Annotated in this window: 17 protein-coding genes; 12 read left to right on the top strand and 5 right to left on the bottom strand. The window is 62.7% G+C overall.

The window, feature by feature from the left end; all coding sequences use genetic code 11:
* Positions 1-11: 11 nt before the first annotated feature.
* The 6 genes from tolB (at position 12) to glmM (ending at position 8,419) form a co-directional block, all read left to right on the top strand.
* Entirely contained in the window at positions 12-1,322 is a 1,311-nt protein-coding gene (gene tolB, locus D460_RS0116185; RefSeq protein ID WP_018899620.1) for a Tol-Pal system beta propeller repeat protein TolB, read from the top strand.
* 156 nt (positions 1,323-1,478) lie between these two features.
* On the top strand, positions 1,479-2,009 hold the full coding sequence (pal, locus tag D460_RS0116180; protein WP_026283220.1) for a peptidoglycan-associated lipoprotein Pal: 531 nt from the start codon (positions 1,479-1,481) through the stop codon (positions 2,007-2,009).
* A gap of 180 nt (positions 2,010-2,189) precedes the next feature.
* Positions 2,190-3,236 (top strand): tol-pal system protein YbgF, encoded by a 1,047-nt coding sequence (ybgF, locus tag D460_RS0116175; protein ID WP_018899618.1) that lies wholly within the window; start codon positions 2,190-2,192, stop codon positions 3,234-3,236.
* 12 nt (positions 3,237-3,248) lie between these two features.
* Complete coding sequence (gene tilS / locus D460_RS0116170) at positions 3,249-4,799, top strand: tRNA lysidine(34) synthetase TilS (protein ID WP_018899617.1); 1,551 nt, start codon at positions 3,249-3,251, stop codon at positions 4,797-4,799.
* Positions 4,800-4,897: 98 nt separating this feature from the next.
* A complete protein-coding gene (gene ftsH / locus D460_RS0116165) occupies positions 4,898-6,826 on the top strand; it encodes an ATP-dependent zinc metalloprotease FtsH (protein WP_026283219.1) in 1,929 nt (642 codons plus the stop codon).
* Positions 6,827-7,066: 240 nt separating this feature from the next.
* Positions 7,067-8,419, top strand: a complete 1,353-nt coding sequence (gene glmM, locus D460_RS0116160) for a phosphoglucosamine mutase (protein WP_018899615.1) — start codon at positions 7,067-7,069, stop codon at positions 8,417-8,419.
* A gap of 77 nt (positions 8,420-8,496) precedes the next feature.
* On the opposite strand, the gene D460_RS0116155 is transcribed toward glmM, so the two are convergent.
* Positions 8,497-8,700, bottom strand: a complete 204-nt coding sequence (locus D460_RS0116155; protein ID WP_018899614.1) for a hypothetical protein — start codon at positions 8,698-8,700, stop codon at positions 8,497-8,499.
* Between the two features lie 376 nt (positions 8,701-9,076).
* Here D460_RS0116155 and D460_RS0116150 point away from each other — a divergent pair, with 376 nt between their 5' ends.
* From D460_RS0116150 to D460_RS0116135, 4 genes are all read left to right on the top strand, one after another.
* Positions 9,077-9,925 (top strand): outer membrane protein, encoded by an 849-nt coding sequence (locus D460_RS0116150; protein ID WP_018899613.1) that lies wholly within the window; start codon positions 9,077-9,079, stop codon positions 9,923-9,925.
* 207 nt (positions 9,926-10,132) lie between these two features.
* A complete protein-coding gene (locus tag D460_RS0116145; protein WP_018899612.1) occupies positions 10,133-11,314 on the top strand; it encodes a phosphoserine transaminase in 1,182 nt (393 codons plus the stop codon).
* 85 nt (positions 11,315-11,399) lie between these two features.
* A complete protein-coding gene (gene serA, locus D460_RS0116140) occupies positions 11,400-12,995 on the top strand; it encodes a phosphoglycerate dehydrogenase (RefSeq protein WP_018899611.1) in 1,596 nt (531 codons plus the stop codon).
* 153 nt (positions 12,996-13,148) lie between these two features.
* On the top strand, positions 13,149-13,301 hold the full coding sequence (locus D460_RS0116135) for a hypothetical protein (RefSeq protein WP_018899610.1): 153 nt from the start codon (positions 13,149-13,151) through the stop codon (positions 13,299-13,301).
* A 70-nt stretch (positions 13,302-13,371) separates the two neighbouring features.
* Here D460_RS0116135 and D460_RS35990 read toward each other — a convergent pair whose 3' ends face one another.
* The 3 genes from D460_RS35990 to D460_RS0116110 form a co-directional block, all read right to left on the bottom strand.
* Complete coding sequence (locus D460_RS35990; protein WP_155947768.1) at positions 13,372-13,692, bottom strand: dynamin; 321 nt, start codon at positions 13,690-13,692, stop codon at positions 13,372-13,374.
* Between the two features lie 159 nt (positions 13,693-13,851).
* Entirely contained in the window at positions 13,852-14,625 is a 774-nt protein-coding gene (locus D460_RS35985) for a hypothetical protein (RefSeq protein WP_026283218.1), read from the bottom strand.
* Positions 14,626-14,838: 213 nt separating this feature from the next.
* Positions 14,839-17,139, bottom strand: coding sequence for a heavy metal translocating P-type ATPase (locus D460_RS0116110; protein WP_018899605.1), 2,301 nt, complete (start codon positions 17,137-17,139; stop codon positions 14,839-14,841).
* A gap of 83 nt (positions 17,140-17,222) precedes the next feature.
* Between D460_RS0116110 and D460_RS0116105 the strand changes: the two genes are divergently transcribed.
* Together D460_RS0116105 and D460_RS0116100 are read left to right on the top strand one after the other, a co-directional pair.
* A complete protein-coding gene (locus tag D460_RS0116105; protein WP_018899604.1) occupies positions 17,223-17,645 on the top strand; it encodes a helix-turn-helix domain-containing protein in 423 nt (140 codons plus the stop codon).
* A gap of 194 nt (positions 17,646-17,839) precedes the next feature.
* Positions 17,840-19,924, top strand: a complete 2,085-nt coding sequence (locus D460_RS0116100) for a bifunctional diguanylate cyclase/phosphodiesterase (protein WP_018899603.1) — start codon at positions 17,840-17,842, stop codon at positions 19,922-19,924.
* Between the two features lie 152 nt (positions 19,925-20,076).
* Here the strand turns inward: D460_RS0116100 and D460_RS0116095 are convergent.
* Positions 20,077-20,439: IS110 family transposase (locus D460_RS0116095; RefSeq protein WP_018899602.1), on the bottom strand; the 363-nt coding region annotated here is incomplete at its 5' end.

Genomic DNA, 20,439 nt, shown 5'->3' with positions numbered 1-20,439 from the left:
GCTTGTCCTCTATGTCCAAGTGTTCCCTTTTCCGCGCCCTGATGGTCGCCGTTGGCATGATGACCACCGCGGTCATCGCCACGCCGGCGCATGCGCTTGTCGAAATCAACATCAACAAGGGCAATGTCGAGCCCCTGCCGATCGCGATCACCGACTTCCTGCAGGGCGACATGGGCGCCCAGGTCTCGCAGGTTATCGCCGCGGATCTGCAGCGCTCTGGCCTGTTCAAGCCTATCGCCAAGAATGCCTTCATCGAGAAGATCTCCAACCCGGATGCCGCTCCGCGCTTCGAGGACTGGAAGGTCATCAACGCGCAGGCGCTGGTCACCGGCCGCGTCACGCAGGAGGCCGATGGTCGTCTTCGCGCCGAGTTCCGCCTGTGGGACACGTTTGCCGGCAGCCAGATGACCGGCCAGCAGTTCTACACGCAGCCTGAAAACTGGCGCCGCGTGGCCCACATCATCGCCGACGCGATCTACAAGCAGATCACCGGTGAAGAGGGCTACTTCGACACCCGCGTCGTCTTCGTGTCCGAATCCGGCAGCAAGCAGGAGCGCAAGCGCCAGCTCGCCATCATGGACCAGGACGGCTTCAACGTGCGCATGCTCACCAATGGCAGCGACCTCGTTCTGACCCCGCGCTTCTCGCCGAACCGGCAGGAAGTCACCTACATGTCCTTCGCCAACCAGCAGCCGCGCGTCTACCTGCTGCAGCTGGAAACAGGACAGCGCGAAGTGGTCGGCAACTTCCCGGGCATGACCTTCTCGCCGCGCTTCTCGCCTGATGGCCAGAAGGTGGTGATGAGCCTGCAGCAGGAAGGCAATGCCAATATCTACACGATGGACCTGCGTTCGCGCACCACGACACGCCTGACGTCCACGGCCGCAATCGATACCTCGCCGTCCTATTCGCCTGATGGCAGCCAGATCGTGTTCGAAAGCGACCGCGGCGGCCGCCAGCAGCTCTACAAGATGAGCGCCGACGGTTCCGGCCAGACGCGTATCTCCTTCGGCGACGGTTCCTACTCCACGCCGGTCTGGTCTCCGCGCGGCGATCTGATCGCCTTCACCAAGCAGTCGGGCGGCAAGTTCTCGATCGGCGTGATGAAACCTGATGGTTCGGGCGAGCGCATCCTGACCACGGGCTTCCACAATGAAGGCCCGACCTGGGCGCCGAACGGCCGCGTCATCATGTTCTTCCGCCAGGCGGCGGGTGCAGGTGGCCCACAGCTCTATTCGATCGATCTGAGCGGTTACAACGAGCAGATGATCAAGACCCCCGCTTACGCTTCCGACCCGGCCTGGTCGCCGCTTCTGGAGTAGGGAAGTCCGCATGCCTGCCTTCTTGTCGCCTCAAAAATCTACGAATGGGGCGACAGAGGGCCAAATCAACCATTCGTTAACCATAGTTCTTGAAAGCCGATTAACCGAGAACGGTTACAGTCCGGCAACCTTAATCAAGTCGCAAGGAGACCGGCCATGAGCCGAATTCATACCCCGGCAATGAGCCGCATGCAGAACTTCGCCCGCAACCCGGTCATGATCGCGCTCGTCGCCGGTCTCGCACTCGCAGGCTGCGCCAACAAGAAGAACATGGCCAACAGCGCCGGTGATCTCGGCCTCGGTGCCGGCGCTGCGACCCCGGGTTCGGCCCAGGACTTCACCGTCAACGTTGGCGACCGCATCTTCTTCGACACCGACTCGACCTCGGTTCGCGCCGACGCCGCCCAGACGCTCGATCGTCAGGCGCAGTGGCTCGGCCGCTATCCGAAGTACGCAATCACGATCGAAGGCCATGCCGACGAACGCGGCACGCGCGAATACAACCTCGCTCTCGGCGCTCGCCGTGCGGCTGCCACCAAGGACTACCTCGCTTCGCGCGGCGTTCCGGCTCAGCGCATGAAGACGATCTCCTACGGCAAGGAACGTCCGGTCGCCGTTTGCGACGACATCTCCTGCTGGTCGCAGAACCGCCGCGCCGTTACCGTTCTCGGTGGCGCCGGCATGTAATTGCCGATCCGGCGATAAAAAGCCGGGTTTTATTACAAATTGGAAAGGCGGCTCCATCGCGGGCCGCCTTTTCTTTTTGAACACACTTTGGCCGAACTCCGTTGCTTTTTGAAAGCAATTGGAAAAATCTCCTGTTCGTGCCATCGAGGCGCGAAGAATCACTGGGACAGGACGAACCAAATGAAGAAATTTGTCGTGGCGGGCATGCTCTGCCTCGCAACGGTGGCCGGGGTTGGCCAATCGGCGAACGCGTCGTCGCTATTCGGATTGCATTTCGGAAACAAGACGGCCAGCCAGGCACCGGCGCAGGCGCCCGTCGTCAACGTGCAGGCCGGCGGCGCGGAAGTGCGCATCCAGCAGCTCGAAGATCAGCTGCGCCAGCTGAACGGCCGCATCGAGGAAATGAGCTTCCAGCTGCTGCAGATGCAGGAGACCATCCGCAAGGCACAGGAAGACAATGAATTCCGCTTTCAGGAACTGGAAAAGAGCGGCGGCGGTGGCGGCAGCGCCGGTGGTGCATCCAAGCCGATGAAGAAGAGCGAAGCCGATATCCCGGCTTCCAACCAGACGGCGCAAGGTCAGGGAATGGGCCAAGGTCAGGCAATGGGACAGGGCGGTGGCGACGATGTCGCCCGCGCCATCCAGACCTCGAGGGCACCTGAAACGTCGCCCTCGACCGACGTCCCTGAGAACACCGGTCTCGGCCAGCCGCCGCAGCAGCTCGGCTCCATGCAGTTCGACCAGAACGGCAATCCGATCGGTGGCTCGGTCAATCCGGGCGCCGAAGTCGGCTCCAGCCCGCTGCCGCCGGTCGGTGCCGCAGGCTCGCAGACCGCGTCGCTCGGCAGCGAAGCCGATCAGTACAAGGCTGCTTACGGCCATGTGCTGTCAGGCGACTACTCGACCGCCGAAAAGGAATTCAACGCCTATATCGGCCAGTATCCGAACAGCGCGCGCGCGGCGGATGCCAATTTCTGGCTTGGCGAAGCGCTCTATTCGCAGGGCAAGTTCAACGAATCGGCCAAGACCTTCCTGAACGCGCACCAGAAGTACGGCACGTCGGAAAAGGCGCCGGAAATGCTCTTGAAGCTCGGCATGTCGCTGGCCGCGCTCGACAATACGGAAACCGCCTGCGCAACGCTGCGCGAAGTGCCGAAGCGTTATCCCAAGGCTTCCCGCGCCGTCATATCCAAGGTCGCGAGTGAACAGAAGCGTCTCTCCTGCTAAGGCTTTCCGGTCTTGCGCCCGGACGGCATCCTCTCCCCAGAGACGGCGACACGCCGCTTTCTCTCCTCGCTTGACCAGCCCTCGCGCATTCTCGTCGCGATTTCGGGCGGCAGTGATTCCACTGGCCTGCTGATCGCGCTCTACGATGCGCTGAAGGCCGAGCCCAATCCCCAAATTTCCCTCTGCGCCGCGACCGTCGACCACGCGCTGCGCCCACAATCGGCCGATGAAGCGCGCGATGTTGCTGCTCTTTGCCGATCGCTCGATATTCCTCACGTCACCAAGATCTGGCAGGGCACCAAGCCGAAGGCCGGCATCATGGCCGCCGCGCGCGATGCCCGCTACGGGCTGCTTGCCGAGGCAGCAGTCGAGCTCGGCGCTGACATTATCGTGACCGGCCATACGCTCGACGATCAGCGCGAGACATTTGCCATGCGCGGCCAACGCTCGGCCGCCACCACGACTGGGATCGCCGATCTGGTTCTGTTCGATCGTCGCATCTGGGTCGCCCGGCCGCTGCTGTCTTCGCTGCGGGCGGATATTCGCGCGATGCTTAAGCTGCGCGGTATCGGGTGGAGCGATGATCCGAGCAACGAGGATGTGAAATACGAGCGGGTGCGGACGCGCCAGGCGCTGGCGGGCGAGGGGATCTCGGTCGGCGAGATTGAGGCGATGACGGCTTCGCGGATGGCGCTCGATGAGGCTGCGGCCGGGTGGCTTGATGCGCATGTCGATGTGCATGAGGGAATGCTGTTGCGGGTTGGCGTTGCTGGTCTTTCAGTTGATCGGGCGGTGCTTGGGCATGGGCTTGCGCGGCTGGCGGCTGTGATCGGTGGGCAGGCGTTTGCGCTGGGGGCGGAGCAGATCGGCGCGGTGGTCGAGTTTGTCGAAGCGGGCCGGCCTGGTCGGATGACGGCGGGGCGGGTGGTGTTCGATCTAAGGCGCGATGGGCTGTATCTGGCGCGGGAGACGCGGGGGCTGGTGCCGCTGACGGTCGGCGCCGGCGAGCGTGGTGTGTGGGATGGGCGGTATGTGGTGGTGAACAGGTCTGAGGTTGAGGTGACCGTTGGGGCTGCGGGGACGAGTGCCGACGCTGCAGTAGGGCACCAAGCGCCTAACTCACACTCCCTCATTCCTGTGCTTGTCACAGGAATCCAGCAACGGCGCGTCCGCGCCGTGAGGGACTCTTTTGTGCCCAAGGACTTGGGCACGCTGGATTCCTGTGACAAGCACAGGAATGAGGGTGGACAGGAGGGCGGCGCCGAAACAGCTAGACGCCAAGAAAGCAATGGCAGAGCCGGCGATGGACCTGCCGCCATGCCAACACCCGAAAACCTCCCCAAAAGCACGCTCGCCCGAGCCCGTGCGGCGCAAGCGCGCATCGTCGCCGCCGACCCGTCGCCCGATCTCGCCGATGACATCGACGTCGTGCCATATTTCGCGCCCTTCGACCGTTTTTTGACACGATTGGACGTCAAGTTCGCGACCAGCCTCGCGGCAGCCTTTGGAACACGCCCCTATCCAAAACCGCCTTTAGGTCTTATTGACGGAAAAACCATCTAACTGATGGGTTTGCCTTGGCAACCGCCTGACGCAATCCTATGTTAGAAGCCAAATAAAGCGGTCGCCATGAGGCGGTCGTTCCAGTGCTGGGGAGTTCGATGAACCCTAACTTACGTAATTTCGCCTTGTGGGCAATCATAGCGCTTTTGCTGATTGCCCTCTTCAGTATGTTCCAGACGTCGCCGGCGCAGACCAGCTCCCGCGATATCCCTTATTCGCAGTTCCTGCGTGAAGTGGATGCGGGCCGCGTCAAGGAAGTCGTCGTCACGGGTAACCGCGTCTCCGGCAGCTATGTTGAAAATGGCACCACCTTCCAAACCTATACGCCTGTGGTCGACGACAATCTGCTCGATCGCCTGCAGACGAAGAATGTTCTCGTTTCGGCACGTCCCGAAACCGACGGTTCTTCCGGTTTCCTGAGCTATCTCGGCACCTTGCTGCCGATGCTTCTCATCCTCGGCGTCTGGCTGTTCTTCATGCGGCAGATGCAGGGTGGTTCGCGCGGCGCGATGGGCTTCGGCAAGTCGAAGGCCAAGCTGCTTACCGAAGCGCATGGCCGCGTCACGTTCGATGACGTCGCCGGCGTCGACGAAGCCAAGCAGGACCTTGAGGAAATCGTCGAATTTCTGCGTGATCCGCAGAAGTTCCAGCGTCTCGGCGGCAAGATTCCGCGCGGCGTGCTTCTGGTCGGCCCTCCCGGTACCGGTAAGACGCTGCTCGCACGCTCCGTCGCAGGCGAGGCAAACGTTCCGTTCTTCACGATCTCGGGTTCCGACTTCGTCGAAATGTTCGTCGGTGTCGGCGCAAGCCGCGTCCGCGACATGTTCGAGCAGGCCAAGAAGAACGCGCCGTGCATCATCTTCATCGACGAAATCGACGCCGTCGGCCGCCATCGTGGCGCCGGTCTCGGCGGCGGTAACGACGAACGCGAGCAGACGCTGAACCAGCTGCTGGTCGAGATGGACGGCTTCGAAGCAAACGAAGGCATCATCCTGATCGCGGCGACCAACCGTCCCGACGTTCTCGATCCGGCGCTGCTGCGTCCGGGCCGTTTCGACCGCCAGGTCGTCGTTCCGAACCCCGATATCGTCGGTCGTGAGCGCATCCTCAAGGTTCACGCCCGCAACGTGCCGCTGGCGCCGAATGTCGATCTCAAGGTTCTGGCTCGCGGTACGCCCGGCTTCTCCGGTGCCGACCTGATGAACCTCGTCAACGAAGCTGCCCTGATGGCCGCGCGTCGCAACAAGCGCGTCGTCACCATGCAGGAATTCGAAGACGCCAAGGACAAGATCATGATGGGCGCCGAGCGCCGCTCGTCCGCCATGACCGAAGCCGAAAAGAAGCTGACCGCCTACCACGAAGCCGGCCACGCCATCACGGCGCTCAAGGTTCCGGTGGCCGATCCGCTGCACAAGGCGACGATCATTCCGCGCGGCCGTGCACTCGGCATGGTCATGCAGCTTCCCGAGGGCGACCGCTACTCGATGAGCTACAAGTGGATGGTCTCGCGCCTCGTCATCATGATGGGCGGTCGCGTTGCCGAAGAACTGACCTTCGGCAAGGAGAACATCACATCGGGCGCATCGTCCGACATCGAGCAGGCCACCAAGCTTGCCCGTGCGATGGTCACCCAGTGGGGCTTCTCCGACAAGCTCGGCCAGGTTTCCTATGGTGAAAACCAGCAGGAAGTCTTCCTCGGCCACTCGGTTTCGCAGTCGAAGAACGTGTCCGAAGCGACGGCCATGACCATCGATTCGGAAGTTCGCAAGCTGATCGACGAAGCCTATGCCGAAGCGCGCCGCATCCTGACCGACGACCATGACGCGTTCGTGGCCATCGCCGAAGGCCTGCTCGAATACGAGACGCTGACCGGCGAAGAGATCAAGGCGTTGATTCGCGGTGAAAAGCCGTCGCGTGATCTCGGTGACGATACGCCTCCGAGCCGTGGTTCGGCCGTGCCGAAGACCGGCACGCGTCCTGCCAAGGGCGATGAGGCCGAAGGTGGCATGGAGCCGCAACCGCACTGATTTTCTTTGGAAATCATGAAAAGGCCGGACACCCGAAATGGTGTCCGGCCTTTTTCGTTGGTAACGGGATATAATCGATTTTCTCGTTAATTGACGTGATGGTTGCCGCGTTTTGTGGCATTCCGCTGACATAAGGTGGCCTCAATGAAGGCCTCTCTGGCGAGGGAACACGCGCAGGCGTGCAATTTGCAAGACACGACGATGCGCAGCGTAACGCGCGCTCAAGGCACAGGGGTGCATATGAAAAGACGCTATTTCGGCACTGATGGTATTCGCGGTCAGTCCAATGTGTTTCCGATGACGCCGGATCTCGCGATGCGGGTCGGTATCGCGGCAGGCACGATCTTCCGCCGCGGCAACCACCGCCACCGGGTCGTTATCGGCAAGGACACCCGGCTTTCCGGCTACATGCTCGAAAACGCCATGGTCGCGGGCTTCACCGCCGCCGGCCTCGATGCCTTCGTTCTCGGCCCGATCCCGACGCCTGCCGTCGCCATGCTGACGCGCTCGCTGCGCGCCGATATTGGCGTGATGATCTCCGCCTCGCACAATCCATACGAAGACAACGGCATCAAGCTCTTCGGTCCCGATGGCTACAAGCTGTCGGATGATCTGGAAATGCAGATCGAGGATCTGCTCGAGAAGGACATGAGCGCGCAGCTCGCCAAGTCCGACGATATCGGCCGCGCCAAGCGCGTCGATGGCGTTCATGACCGCTATATCGAGCATGCCAAGCGCACGCTGCCGCGCGACGTGACGTTGCAGGGGCTCAGGATCGCGATCGATTGCGCCAACGGCGCAGCCTACAAGGTGGCACCGGCCGTGCTCTGGGAACTGGGCGCCGATGTCGTCGTCATCGGCAACGAGCCGAATGGTACCAACATCAATCTCAACTGCGGCTCCACCAGCCCGGTAGCTCTGCAGAAGAAGGTCGATGAAGTGCGCGCCGATATCGGCATCGCGCTCGACGGCGACGCCGACCGCGTGATCATCGTCGATGAGAACGGCGCGATCGTCGATGGCGACCAGCTGATGGCCGTCATCGCTGAGAGCTATGCCGAGAGCCAGCAGCTGCGCGGCGATGGCATCGTCGCCACCGTCATGTCCAATCTCGGGCTTGAGCGCTTCCTGCAGGGCAAGGGTCTCGGTCTCGTGCGCACGGCTGTCGGCGACCGCTATGTTGTCGAGCACATGCGCAACAACAATTACAATGTCGGTGGGGAGCAGTCGGGCCATATCGTGTTGTCGGATTACGGCACGACCGGCGATGGCCTCGTGGCCGCGCTGCAGATCCTGGTCGCGGTCAAGCGCACCGGCAAGACGGTCAGCGAAATCTGCCGCCGTTTCGAGCCTGTGCCGCAGCTCCTGCGCAACGTGCGCTATTCCGGCGGCAAGCCGCTGGAAGACCTGCATGTGCAGCAGGCGATCGCCGAGGCCGAAGCCGAGCTTGCCAAGAGCGGCCGTCTGGTCATTCGCCCGTCCGGCACCGAGCCGCTCATCCGCGTGATGGCGGAAGGCGACGATCGCAGCCAGATCGAGCGCATCGTTAACGACCTGATCGGCACGATCTCAAGCGTGCGCACGGCCGCCTGATTTTCGTCAGGCACCGTCCACAAGCTTCCAATGCCCAGCCTTTGGCTGGGCATTCTCATTCGTACATCGCGATTTTGTCAGATCACCTCTCGACGCATGAGGTCGAGAAGCGCTGGTGTCGTGATGGCACCGTCTTCGAAGAAGTCGAGCAGCCTCGATGCGGCTGCACAGCCTTGCAGGCTGTCGGGCCCGAATCTCTGCTCCCTGCACCAAAGCGACAGGGCCTCGAAAACGGGCGATAGATCTTCTTCGAACGAAATAGCTCTGTTGAGCTTGGACATGGGCGCACCTCCATAAAGGGGCGGAAGCGCTTAGTAACTCCCAAGCGGTCATTGCCTTAAAAGTCCTGACCGACAATGCACCCTACGCGCTTACGGCCAGAACCGCTATTAACTTTGTTAAGTCGGGCGCTTTTTATTAGCGTGGCAGCGACGCGCGGACGGTGATATCCGCAGGCTTTGACCGCACCCGCCCGATGCGTGTTCAGGCAATAAAATCCGAACCAAATCAGCGGTTTGCCAGTGCCTTTGAGTAAAAGGCGATGTTTGACAATTACAGTTAAGCAGCGCTTAACGTTTCCACTTCATTATCCTTACCGAAACGTATTCAACTGGCGGAGCTCGATCCTGCCAGGCGTCGAACCTTGGAGTGGGATCCATGAAGAGAAGCTTGTCTGGCGTCTTCGCCGCATTGCTCATTACCTCGAATGCTTATGCCGCGGACCTCATGCCCGCCGAACCGATCGCCGCTCCCGAGGTCACCGTGACCGAAGCGACCGGCTGGTATCTGCGCGGCGATGTCGGCTACGGCTTCAACGACCTGCGTGGCGCGAAATTCTTCCAGGGCGGCAGCAGCGCAAGCGAAGCCAGCTTCGACCGCGCCGATCTCGATGACGCCTGGACCATCGGCGGCGGTGTCGGTTACCAGATCAACAACTATCTGCGCACCGACGTGACGCTGGATTATCTCGGCAAGTCCGACTTCCACGGTTCGACCAATGGCGGCGGCTCGCAATTCGGCGCCTGCCAGGTTACCTGCTCCTCGACCGATCTTTCCTCGCTGACCGCATGGTCGCTGATGGCCAACGCCTATGTCGATCTCGGCACCTACGGCTACGTCACGCCTTACGTCGGCGCCGGCATCGGCGGCACCTACGTCAAGTGGAAGGACCTGAGCAACACGTCTTGCGACACCAGCGGCAGCGGCAATGGTTGCGATGACACGGTCATCCACGGCGGCAAGGGCGGCTGGCGCTTCAGCTACGGCCTGATGGCCGGTGCGTCGATCGACGTGACCTGCAACGTCAAGGCCGACGTCGGCTACCGCTTCCTGCACGTCAACGGCGGCGACATGTTCGGCTACAACGAAAACGGCGGCCCGGGCCGCGACAAGGGCTTCAACGTTCATGAAGCACGCGTCGGCGCTCGCTACCTGTTCGGCGGTTGCCAGACGGCGTCCTACGAGCCTGCTCCGGAAATTCCGCTGCAGCAGCCGGTCTATAAGTAAGCGCCTGTATTCAAACGAGACATTGTCTCCACATCTTGGAAAGCCGTCCCTTGGGGCGGCTTTTCTCGTTTCCCGCCACGTCGCTCCTGCGTCAATAATTCCTCAAAGCGCGACATTTGTAAGTTGACGATATCTGGCCACATCTGTATCAACGGCGGCGGGACACCTCTCCCCAACGAGAGGCTAATTACCTGGAAGGGTATACATATGGCCACTGCCACCGCGAAGCCGGACGTACGTCCGAACAACACCCATTTTTCGTCTGGTCCTTGCTCGAAGCGCCCCGGTTGGTCGCTCGAAGCCCTTTCCGACGCGCCGCTCGGCCGTTCGCATCGTGCGAAAATCGGAAAGACGAAGCTCAAGCAAGCCATTGATCTCACGCGCGAAGTTCTCGAAGTGCCGGCGGATTACCGCATCGGCATCGTGCCCGCTTCCGATACCGGCGCCGTCGAAATGGCGCTCTGGTCACTGCTCGGCGAGCGCGGCGTCGACATGGTCGCCTGGGAAAGCTTTGGCGCCGGTTGGGTCACCGACGTCGTCAAGCAGCTGAAGCTGAAAGACGTTCGCAAGATCGAAGCTGGCTACGGCGAACTGCCCGATCTCTCGACCATCGATTTCGACCGCGACGTCGTCTTCACATGGAACGGCACCACCTCGGGCGTTCGCGTCCCGAACGGCGATTTCATTCCCGCCGACCGCAAGGGTCTGACGATCTGCGATGCGACCTCTGCCGCCTTCGCGCAGAACCTTGATTTCGCCAAGCTCGATGTCGTCACCTTCTCCTGGCAGAAGGTTCTCGGCGGCGAGGGCGCTCATGGCGTCATCATCCTGTCGCCGCGTGCTGTCGAGCGTCTCACCACCTACGCACCGGCCTGGCCGCTGCCGAAGATCTTCCGCATGACCTCGGGCGGCAAGCTGATCGAGGGCATATTCACCGGCGAAACCATCAACACGCCGTCCATGCTCTGCGTCGAGGACTATATCGATGCGCTGCTGTGGTCGAAGGACGTTGGCGGCCTGAAGGGCCTGATGGCCCGCGCCGACGCCAACGCCAAGGTCATCGCCGACTTCGTTGCCGCCAATGACTGGATCGCCAACCTGGCCGTCAAGGCCGAGACGGCTTCCAACACCTCGGTCTGCCTGAAGATCACCGACAAGGACGTTCTGGCGCTCGACGCCGACGGCCAGGCGAACTTCGCCAAGGGCATCGTCAGCCTGCTCGACAAGGAAGGTGTCGCCTACGACATCGGCCATTACCGCGACGCGCCGTCGGGCCTGCGCATCTGGGCCGGCGCCACGATCGAAACTGCAGACATGCAGAAGCTGATGCCGTGGCTCTCCTGGGCGTTTGCGACCCAGAAGGCAACGCTTTCCCAGGCCGCTGCCTGAGTTGATCGCATCCGGCTCCGCTGAAAAGGCGGAGCCTCGCAATCCCGATACATTCCATCGTTGAACCTTTTGAAGGAAGCCCCCAATGGCACCTCGCGTTCTCGTATCCGACGAACTGTCGGAAACCGCCGTCCAGATCTTCCGTGATCGCGGCGTCGAAGTCGATTTCCAGCCGCAGCTCGGCAAGGACAAGGACAAGCTCGCCGAAATCATCGGCAATTACGACGGTCTCGCCATCCGCTCCGCCACCAAGGCGACGGAAAAGCTGATCGCGGCTGCGACCAACCTCAAGGTCATCGGCCGCGCCGGCATCGGCGTTGACAACGTCGATATCCCGGCCGCCTCGCGCCGCGGTATCATCGTCATGAACACCCCGTTCGGCAACTCGATCACAACCGCTGAACACGCGATCGCTCTGATGTTCGCCGTTGCCCGCCAGCTGCCTGCAGCCGATGCCTCCACGCAGGCCGGCAAGTGGGAAAAGTCGAAGTTCATGGGTGTCGAGATCACCGGCAAGACGCTCGGCGTCATCGGCGCCGGCAACATCGGCGGCATCGTCTGCAAGAAGGCCATTGGCCTCGGCATGCATGTTCTCGCCTACGACCCCTTCCTCTCGGCCGAGCGCGCTCAGGAGATGGGCGTCACCAAGGTCGAGCTCGACGAGCTGCTCGCCAAGGCCGACTTCATCACCCTGCACGTTCCGATGACGGACAAGACGCGCGGCATTCTCGGCAAGGAAAACCTCGCCAAGACCAAGCCCGGCGTTCGCATCATCAACTGCGCCCGTGGCGGCCTGGTTGACGAAGCAGCGCTTGCCGAAGCCATCAAGTCCGGCCACGTCGCCGGCGCCGGCTTCGACGTCTTCGAAGTCGAGCCCGCCAAGGAAAGCCCGCTGTTCGGCCTGCCCAACGTCGTCTGCACGCCGCATCTGGGCGCATCGACCACGGAAGCGCAGGAAAACGTCGCCCTGCAGGTTGCCGAGCAGATGTCGGACTACCTCGTCAAGGGTGCCGTTTCCAACGCCATCAACATGCCCTCGATCACCGCTGAAGAAGCGCCGATCCTGAAGCCGTTCATCAAGCTCGCCGACGTTCTCGGCGCGTTCGTCGGCCAGGTCTCGGAAGACCCGATCAAGGAAATCGAGATCCTGTTCGACGGCGCGACCGCGACGATGAACACCAAGGCGCTGACGTCTGCGCTGCTCGCCGGCCTCATCCGCAACCAGGTCGCCGACGTCAACATGGTTTCGGCTCCGATCATGATCAAGGAAAAGGGCATCGTTCTTTCCGAGGTCAAGCGCGACAAGACCGGCGTTTACGACGGCTACATCAAGCTGACGGTCAAGACCGACAAGCAGACGCGCTCGGTTGCCGGCACCGTCTTCTCCGACGGCAAGCCGCGCTTCATCCAGATCAAGGGCATCAACCTCGACGGCGATGTCGGCGCGAACATGGTCTACATCTCCAACACCGACGTTCCCGGCATGATCGGCTTCATCGGCACGACGCTGGGTGCGGCCGGCGTCAACATCGCCAACTTCCAGCTCGGCCGTGGCGAGCAGGGCGGTGACGCGATCGCGCTGCTTTACGTCGATGGCCCCGTCAGCGACGACGTGCTTGGAAAATTGACCGCCAACCCAGCAATCCGACAGGCCAAGCCGCTCGTATTTGCTGTTGATTGAGGCTTTCCTCCCAGGGAAGATGTGAAGAGACCCGACGCAGGCGACTGTGCCGGGTTTTCTGTTTTGAGGCTTGCGTGGCGGCGTTGATCACAGGCGGGCCGGCGCTATCTACCTGATCGCGTGCCGCTCCGGCCGATCATTAGGGAGATTTTCATGACACGATTTGCCGTTGCCATTGCGCTCACCTCGCTGCTGGCGCTGTCGTCCTGCGCCAACACCGCCAACGGCCTTGCAAAGGACGGCCGCCAGATGGGTAATGCCGTCGATGACAGCACGCACCGGGTGCTGAAGGCCGGCCAGAACTAAGCATCGGTCACGCATGCAAAAAAGCCCGCCTGAACTGGCGGGCTTTTCGTTATCTGCGATCGAACCGGCTTTACTGCGGGTTCGCGGGAGCCGGCGTTGCGGGAGCCGGGGTCGTGGGCGCTGGTGTTGCCGGGGCAGGTGTCGCTGCCGGCGGTGTTGCAGCCGGCGGGGTGGCCTGCGAGGCGGGCGGCGTTGCCGGTGCCGCGGGTTTGGTCACGGGTGCCGTTACGCTCGGCGCGGTTGCCGTGGGAGCCGAAGCGCCCCTTGGCCAATAGGTTGCCGCCAGGGCGACGATGACGACCAGAAGTGCGATTGCAACCCACATCGTCTTCGACGAACTCTTCGCCGGTGGGGTGTTCGCGGCATTCGGACGATTGAAATCATTGGTCATGGTGCTTCTCCTCCTCAATCACTAACGCGTGAAGAAGAGATAGGTTCCAGAATGTGGCAGGCGCCACTTTCCGGTTGCAGCGCCGAAACGCGAAAGCCCGGCGCGGAAGGCTGCGCCGGGCTTTGTCATCGGTGGCGGCGGGAGCCCGCGGCTAAACCGTCAAAACTGCTGGTAGAGAAGCGTGACGGCGTTGACGCGGCTCTGCTCGCTGCCTGCTTCGACGCCGAAGAGCGACAGGAATGGCGAGGCCGCGCCGGTCGAACCGTCCGCGAACATCGACCGGAGCCGCTCGGATTGGCTTGTCTGTTCCGCCTGCTTCTTCAGCAGATCGGTGAGGTCGATATCGTCGCCCTTGGTGGCGGTGCTTGATGGTGTCGTCGATGCCTTCGAGGCCGAGGCGCTTGCGGTGTGCGTCGGAGACGTCGGCAACGGTGTTGCAACGGGAGCAGTGCCGCTGGTCGCGCCGGTACCGGAAGCCGGTGCCGAGGCACTGTTGTCGTTGGCGGGCGTGGCGGCCGCGTTCTGCTGCGGCTCTGTCGGTGTGGGCTCGGCGGCGGAAGCCGGTTGGCTTTCCGGTGCCGGTTGTCCAGCCGGCTCGCTGGCCTTGGCTGTGGTCACCGGATCGCTTGCTGGCTTCGTGGAGGCTGCCTGCTGCGTATCGTCGGCAGCCGATGCCTGAGGCGCGGGTGCTGGCTGCGCGTCAGGTTCGGCCGGAGCCGATGCTTCGGGCTCAGGCTCGGTCTGCGGCTGGGCGGTGTAGGTCTGGTCGTCCGTTTCCTCCGGCGGGTAGCTGATAGGCTCATTGCTTGCCGGGGAAGGGGAGGCGGATTGCTCGGATGGGGGCGATGTTTCCGAGGCGCTTTGCGATGGGCTTGTGGTGGAACTCGATGCTCCGGAGGATTGATTGGGATAAAATATGCCGTCTAGTAACATATGCGAAGCCTTGAAAATTGAATGACTCGCGCCGGATAGAGGCAACCCGTTGCGAAAATCTCTCAAACAGCCGTCGCTCTTTAAGAAAAATTTAATGATCTAAAATTGTATCTCGTTGAATTGCATAGCGAATACACGCCCTGCGGAGCGTGGCGCTCTTCACTCCTCAAAATTCAAGGGAAAATGCGCGCCACGCGTGCTGTTAACATAGTCTTAAGCCTGTGATGAAACCGGCCGCAGCAATCGCAATGCGTTGATCGTCACCAGCACCGTGGCGCCGGTGTCGGCGAGGATGGCGGGCCAGAGGCCGGTGATGCCGGCAATCGTCGTGACCAGGAAGACGGCCTTCAGGCCGAGCGCGATCGAGATGTTTTCGCCGATGTTGCGCATGGTGCGTTTCGACAGCGCGATCATGGCGGCGATGTCGGAGACGCGGCCGTGAAGGATCGCGGCGTCGGCGGTTTCCAGCGCCACATCCGTGCCGCCGCCCATGGCGATGCCGACATCGGCAGCAGCCAGCGCCGGCGCGTCGTTGATGCCGTCGCCGACCTTGGCGACCTTCAGGCCGCTCTTCTGCAACTCGCCGACGATGCGCTGCTTGTCCTCGGGCATCAGCTCGGCGCGGACCTCGATGCCGAGCTCCTTGCCGATGGCGTTGGCGGTGCGGGCGTTGTCGCCCGTCAGCATGACGATCCTGACGCCGGCGTCGGTCAGCGCCTTCAGGCCCGATTTGGCGTCGTCACGCGGCTCGTCGCGCATGGCGATGGCACCGGCCAATTGGTTGCCGACGACAAGCACGGAGACGGTCTTGCCTTCGTCGTTGAGCCCCGTGATGCGCGCCTGCTGCTCGTCTGAGAGTGTCGCGATTTCGGCGGCGGCCTTGGGGGAGCCGAGGAAGACCGGCTGGCCGGCCACAGTGGCGATCACGCCCTTGCCGCCCAGCGCCTTGGCGTCGGTTGCCTGCGGAATGGCGATGGCGTCGCGCGCGGCCCTGCCGAGGATGGCGAGCGCCAGCGGGTGGCTGGAGCCGGTCTCGAGTGCCGCGGCATAGGTCAGCACCTCGGCCTCGGGCTTTCCGAAGCTCAATATGTCGGTGACAACAGGCTTGCCCTCGGTCAGCGTGCCGGTCTTGTCGAGCGCCACGGCGTTGATCTTGCCCAGCGTCTCAAGAACCGCGCCGCCCTTGAGCAGCAGGCCGCGCCGCGCGCCTGATGACAGCGAGGCGGCGATGGCGGCGGGCGTGGAGATGACGAGCGCACAGGGGCAGCCGATCAATAGGATCGCAAGGCCCTTGTAGATCCACTCGTCCCATGCGCCGCCCATAACCAGCGGCGGCAGGATGGCGACGAGGGCGGCAACGACGACCACGCCTGGCGTGTAATAGCGCGAGAAGCGGTCGATGAAGCGCTCGGTCGGCGCCTTCTTCTCCTGCGCTTCCTCCACGAGGCGCACGACGCGGGCGATGGTGTTGTCGGCGGCGGCGGCCGTCACCGTGACGCGCAATGCCGCGTCGCCATTGACCGTTCCCGCGAAGACGACGTCGCCTTCGCCCTTGCGCACCGGCGTGCTTTCGCCTGTTACCGGTGCCTCGTCGATCGTGCTTTCGCCGGAGAGGATGATGCCATCGGCGGAGATGCGGTCGCCGGGGCGCACGAGAATGGTCGAGCCGACGGCAAGCGTTTCGGCCGGCACCTCACGGGTTGCGCCGCCCTCTTCGAGAAGGGCGCTTTTCGGCACCAGCGTCGTTAGCGACTGGATGCTGGCGCGCGCCTTGCCTGATGCCACACCTTCCAGCAGTTCGCCGACCAGGAACAGGAAGACCACGGTCGCGGCTTCCTCGCCGGCATGGATGATGACGGCGCCGACGGCGGCGATGGTCATCAGCATCTCGATCGAGAAGGGCGTGCCCGACAGCGCGGCCATGACCGCGCGGCGAGCGATCGGGACGAGGCCGACCAGCATCGCGGCGATAAAGGCATAGGGCGCGATCGATGGGACGAGATGGCCGACGATGTAGGCGATGACGAGGGCGGCGCCCGAGAGGATCGTCAGGCGGCCCTTGCGGCTCTGCCACCATGGGCCGGACATGGGCGCGTGGTCGTGACCATGCAGGCCTTCGATTTCGGCGGGGGCGCCTTGGCTGTCGTGGCCATGATCGTGTGCGTGGTCATGGTGATCATGATCGTGGTCGTCATGCACGTGGTCCCGCGCGTGGCTGTGTCCGTGATCATGGCCGCAGTCCGGTCCGTGCACATGCTCGGCGCCGTGGCCGCTCGGGCGGGGTGTCTCGGTGGTCGCCAACGGGCGCAGGCCGTAGCCGAGGCCGATGACCTTCTTTTCGATCGCGGCAAGGTCGCTGCTGCCGTCGTGGCGCACGGTCATGGTGCCAGAGGTTACCGACACCGAGACGTCCTCGACGCCGGAGACGCGGCGCACGGCGGTATCGATCTTGGCCGCGCAGCTGGCGCAATCCATGCCTTCGACCCTGTAGCGCTTCTCGATCCTGTCGCTCATCATCGGCTTCCTTATGGGCTTCCTTGTCATTGACGAGCATCCTTCCTACATCCTCTAGCGACTAGAGGTGCAAGGGGGAAATGATGAAAAAAATCACCATCGGCGAAGCATCGCGCCAAAGCGGCGTGAAGGTGCCGACGATCCGCTATTACGAGGGCATCGGCCTGCTGAGCGCGCCAAGTCGCAGCGAGGGCAATCAGCGCTCCTACGAGCCCACCGACATCAGCCGCCTGGTGTTCATCCGCCACGCCCGCGAACTTGGCTTCGAAGTCGATGCCATCCGCACGCTTCTCATCCTGCAGGACGATCCGAACCAGTCCTGCGCCTCGGCCGACGCGATCGCCAAGGCGCGGCTTATCGATGTCGAGCAGCGCATCCGCAGCCTGATGGCGCTGAAGGTGGAACTGGAGGCGATGGTCGCCGGGTGCGGTCACGGGCGGGTCGATCAGTGCCGGGTGATCGAGGTTCTGGCCGACCACGGGCAGTGCGCGCATAACCATCACTGATCTGGCCGATCTTTGTGCAGACCTTTCCAGTGTGTGAAGAAAAGCCGCGAAACATCATAACAAGCGGTTAGTACTGCACACAGCGAAGGCGGTTCGCCTAAAGTTTGTGCGAACTATGATTCTGATTTTATTTAGTTTTTTTCACTATAGTCGTCGGAATCAGCCATCAGATTCATGTGATTGTGATATTGCCTATGACAGGTATTCAGAGAGCATTCGTTTCGACCGATACTCCCAATGATGATTTCCAGTCTCTCTTCGCAACCCATCCGTCGCCGATGTGGGTCTACGACCCCGACACGTTGCGCTTCCTGATCGTCAACAATGCCGCCATCGATCTCTATGGCTATTCACGGGAGGCCTATGAAGGCATGACCGTGCTCGACATCCGTCCTGCGCATGAGCGCCAGCGAATGCTGACAGCCGTGCATGCGCGGTCCGACATGGAGCGGGCCGAGCGCTGGACGCATCTGAAGGCCGATGGCACGATGCTCGAGGTGCTGACTTATGGCCGCGGCGTGCGCTTCAACGGCCGTGATGCGATCCTTGCCATCGTGCAGGACCAGACCGAGGTGAATGCCGCGCATCGCGAGGTCAGCGACACGCGCTCGCTCCTGGACAGCATCGTCGACAACCTGCCGGTCGGCGTGTTCGTCAAGGACATGGACGCGGATGGTCTTTATATTCTCTTCAACGAAGCCTGCGGCGACATCATCGGCCGCCATTCTCTCGACGTGGTCGGCCGCAGCGATCGCACCTTTTTCGACGACGAACAGACCGAAGCGTTTCGCGAGCAGGATGCCCGGGCCTTCGCGGCGCCTGCGGCGATCAGTTTCGAAGAGACGATGCAGCGCTCAGATGGTCAGCAGCGTATCCTCAGAACCGTCAAGCGCGCTCTGCCGTCGCCGGATGGCAGCGCCCCACGCTACCTGCTCGGCATCTCGCAGGATGTAACCGAGGAACGCTCGGTCGAGGCGCGGCTCGCCTATATGGCCATGCACGACGTTCTGACCGGCCTGCCGAACCGCGCCTTCTTCGCCGACCACATCAAGCGCGTCTCTTCGCTTGCCACCGCCGACAAGCCGGTTGCTCTGCTTTATCTGGATGTCGATCACTTCAAGCATATCAATGACAGCAAGGGCCATGCGGCCGGCGATGCGCTGCTCTGCCAGGTGGCCGCGCGGCTGACCGGTCTTGCCGACGACGGCGATCTCGTGGCGCGTCTCGGCGGCGACGAGTTCGCGCTGGTGGTCGGCTTCCGGGAGGCCGGTTGCATCGAGCGGTTCGCCGAGCGGCTGCTTGCGTCGCTGTCTTCGCCCTTCGATCTCGATGGCGTCAACGAGCATGTGACCTGCAGCATCGGCATCGCGCTGGCGCCCGATCATGCGGAAGACGACGATGTTCTCATGCGCCATGCCGACCTCGCGCTCTACGCCGCCAAGGAAAGCGGCCGCTCGACCTATCGCTTCTACGAGCCCTCGATGCGGCTCGAGGCCGAGCGCCGGCACATGCTGACGGTGGAGCTGCGCGAGGCGCTGCAGAGGAACCAGTTCGAGCTCTACTACCAGCCGATCGTGCAGCTGGAAAATGACGGGCTCGGCGGCTTCGAGGCGCTGATCCGCTGGAACCATCCGGAGCGCGGGCTGGTGCCGCCGATGGAGTTCATTCCCGTTGCGGAAGAGACCGGGCTGATCGTCGCGATCGGCGAATGGGTGCTGCGCGAGGCCTGCCGCACGGCGGCGCGCTGGCCGTCTGAGCTCAAGGTGGCCGTCAATCTCTCGGTCAGCCAGTTTCGCCACACCAGCCTGCTTGCCAGCGTCGTCTCGGCGCTCGACGAGAGCGGGTTGCGGCCGGAGCGGCTGGAGATCGAGATCACGGAATCGGTTTTCCTCGCCGATGTCGGCCAGAGCCTGCCGCTCTTGAAGGCGCTGAAGGAACTCGGCATCCGCATCGCCATCGACGATTTCGGCACCGGCTATTCCTCCTTCAGCTACCTGCGCGCCTTTGCCTTCGACAAGATCAAGCTCGATCGCAGCTTCATCGCCGGCATCGACACCGATCCCGGCAACCTGGCGATCGTGCGCGCCGTTGTCGGCATCGGCTCCGGCTTCAACGCGACGACGCTGGCCGAAGGGATCGAGACAGACGCGCAACTGCTGCGGTTGCGCCAGGAGGGGTTTCACGAGGTTCAGGGGTATCTGCTGGGCAAGCCGATGCCGCTTGCGGAGGCGGAGCGGTTGATTGCGGGCGGGGGCTTGGTGGCTTCGACGGCGGCTTGAGGGGGAGTGGTGAGTTCGGTGTGGTTTTGGAGAGGGTGTGCCGAGTGGCCCCCTCATCCGCCTGCCGGCACCTTCTCCCCGCTGGGGAGAAGAGACTCGGAGCCGGCCACTCGCTCCATCTTCCCTTCGCCCCAGCGGGGAGCAACCATGTCTCATCCTTTCACATATTTCGGCGTCCATTCGGTCTGCCTGGTGAGGATTGTGTTGGCGAGAATGACGAGTTTTCTGGCCACCGCGATGACCGCGCACAGGTGCTCCTTGCCGTTGCCGCGCAACCGCTTGTAGAAGGCCGCCAGATCCGGATTGTGCCGGCGGGCGGTGAAGGCGCACATGAACAGGCTCTTGCGCAGCCTTTCGCGACCGCCCTGGATCCTGCGCCTGCCGCGATGCTTGCCGCTGTCGTCATCATAGGGTGCGACACCGGCAAGAGCGGCGACCTCGTTGCGGCCGGCATGGCCGAGCTCGGGCATGCGGATGACGAGGCAAAGCGCGCTGCGCACCCCGATCCCCTTGAT

This window comes from Rhizobium sp. 2MFCol3.1, from assembly GCF_000377565.1.
In the GTDB taxonomy this organism is placed as follows: Bacteria; Pseudomonadota; Alphaproteobacteria; order Rhizobiales; family Rhizobiaceae; genus Rhizobium.
Note: the sequence above shows the minus strand (reverse complement) of the source record. Positions and strands in the feature narration are given on the sequence as shown.

Coding starts and splice junctions, on each gene's coding strand:
- tolB (WP_018899620.1), top strand. CDS start 12: ATGTCCAAGTGTTCCCTTTTCCGCGCCCTGATGGTCGCCGTTGGCATG.
- pal (WP_026283220.1), top strand. CDS start 1,479: ATGAGCCGAATTCATACCCCGGCAATGAGCCGCATGCAGAACTTCGCC.
- ybgF (WP_018899618.1), top strand. CDS start 2,190: ATGAAGAAATTTGTCGTGGCGGGCATGCTCTGCCTCGCAACGGTGGCC.
- ftsH (WP_026283219.1), top strand. CDS start 4,898: ATGAACCCTAACTTACGTAATTTCGCCTTGTGGGCAATCATAGCGCTT.
- glmM (WP_018899615.1), top strand. CDS start 7,067: ATGAAAAGACGCTATTTCGGCACTGATGGTATTCGCGGTCAGTCCAAT.
- D460_RS0116155 (WP_018899614.1), bottom strand. CDS start 8,700: ATGTCCAAGCTCAACAGAGCTATTTCGTTCGAAGAAGATCTATCGCCC.
- D460_RS0116150 (WP_018899613.1), top strand. CDS start 9,077: ATGAAGAGAAGCTTGTCTGGCGTCTTCGCCGCATTGCTCATTACCTCG.
- D460_RS0116145 (WP_018899612.1), top strand. CDS start 10,133: ATGGCCACTGCCACCGCGAAGCCGGACGTACGTCCGAACAACACCCAT.
- serA (WP_018899611.1), top strand. CDS start 11,400: ATGGCACCTCGCGTTCTCGTATCCGACGAACTGTCGGAAACCGCCGTC.
- D460_RS0116135 (WP_018899610.1), top strand. CDS start 13,149: ATGACACGATTTGCCGTTGCCATTGCGCTCACCTCGCTGCTGGCGCTG.
- D460_RS35990 (WP_155947768.1), bottom strand. CDS start 13,692: ATGACCAATGATTTCAATCGTCCGAATGCCGCGAACACCCCACCGGCG.
- D460_RS35985 (WP_026283218.1), bottom strand. CDS start 14,625: ATGTTACTAGACGGCATATTTTATCCCAATCAATCCTCCGGAGCATCG.
- D460_RS0116110 (WP_018899605.1), bottom strand. CDS start 17,139: ATGAGCGACAGGATCGAGAAGCGCTACAGGGTCGAAGGCATGGATTGC.
- D460_RS0116105 (WP_018899604.1), top strand. CDS start 17,223: ATGAAAAAAATCACCATCGGCGAAGCATCGCGCCAAAGCGGCGTGAAG.
- D460_RS0116100 (WP_018899603.1), top strand. CDS start 17,840: ATGACAGGTATTCAGAGAGCATTCGTTTCGACCGATACTCCCAATGAT.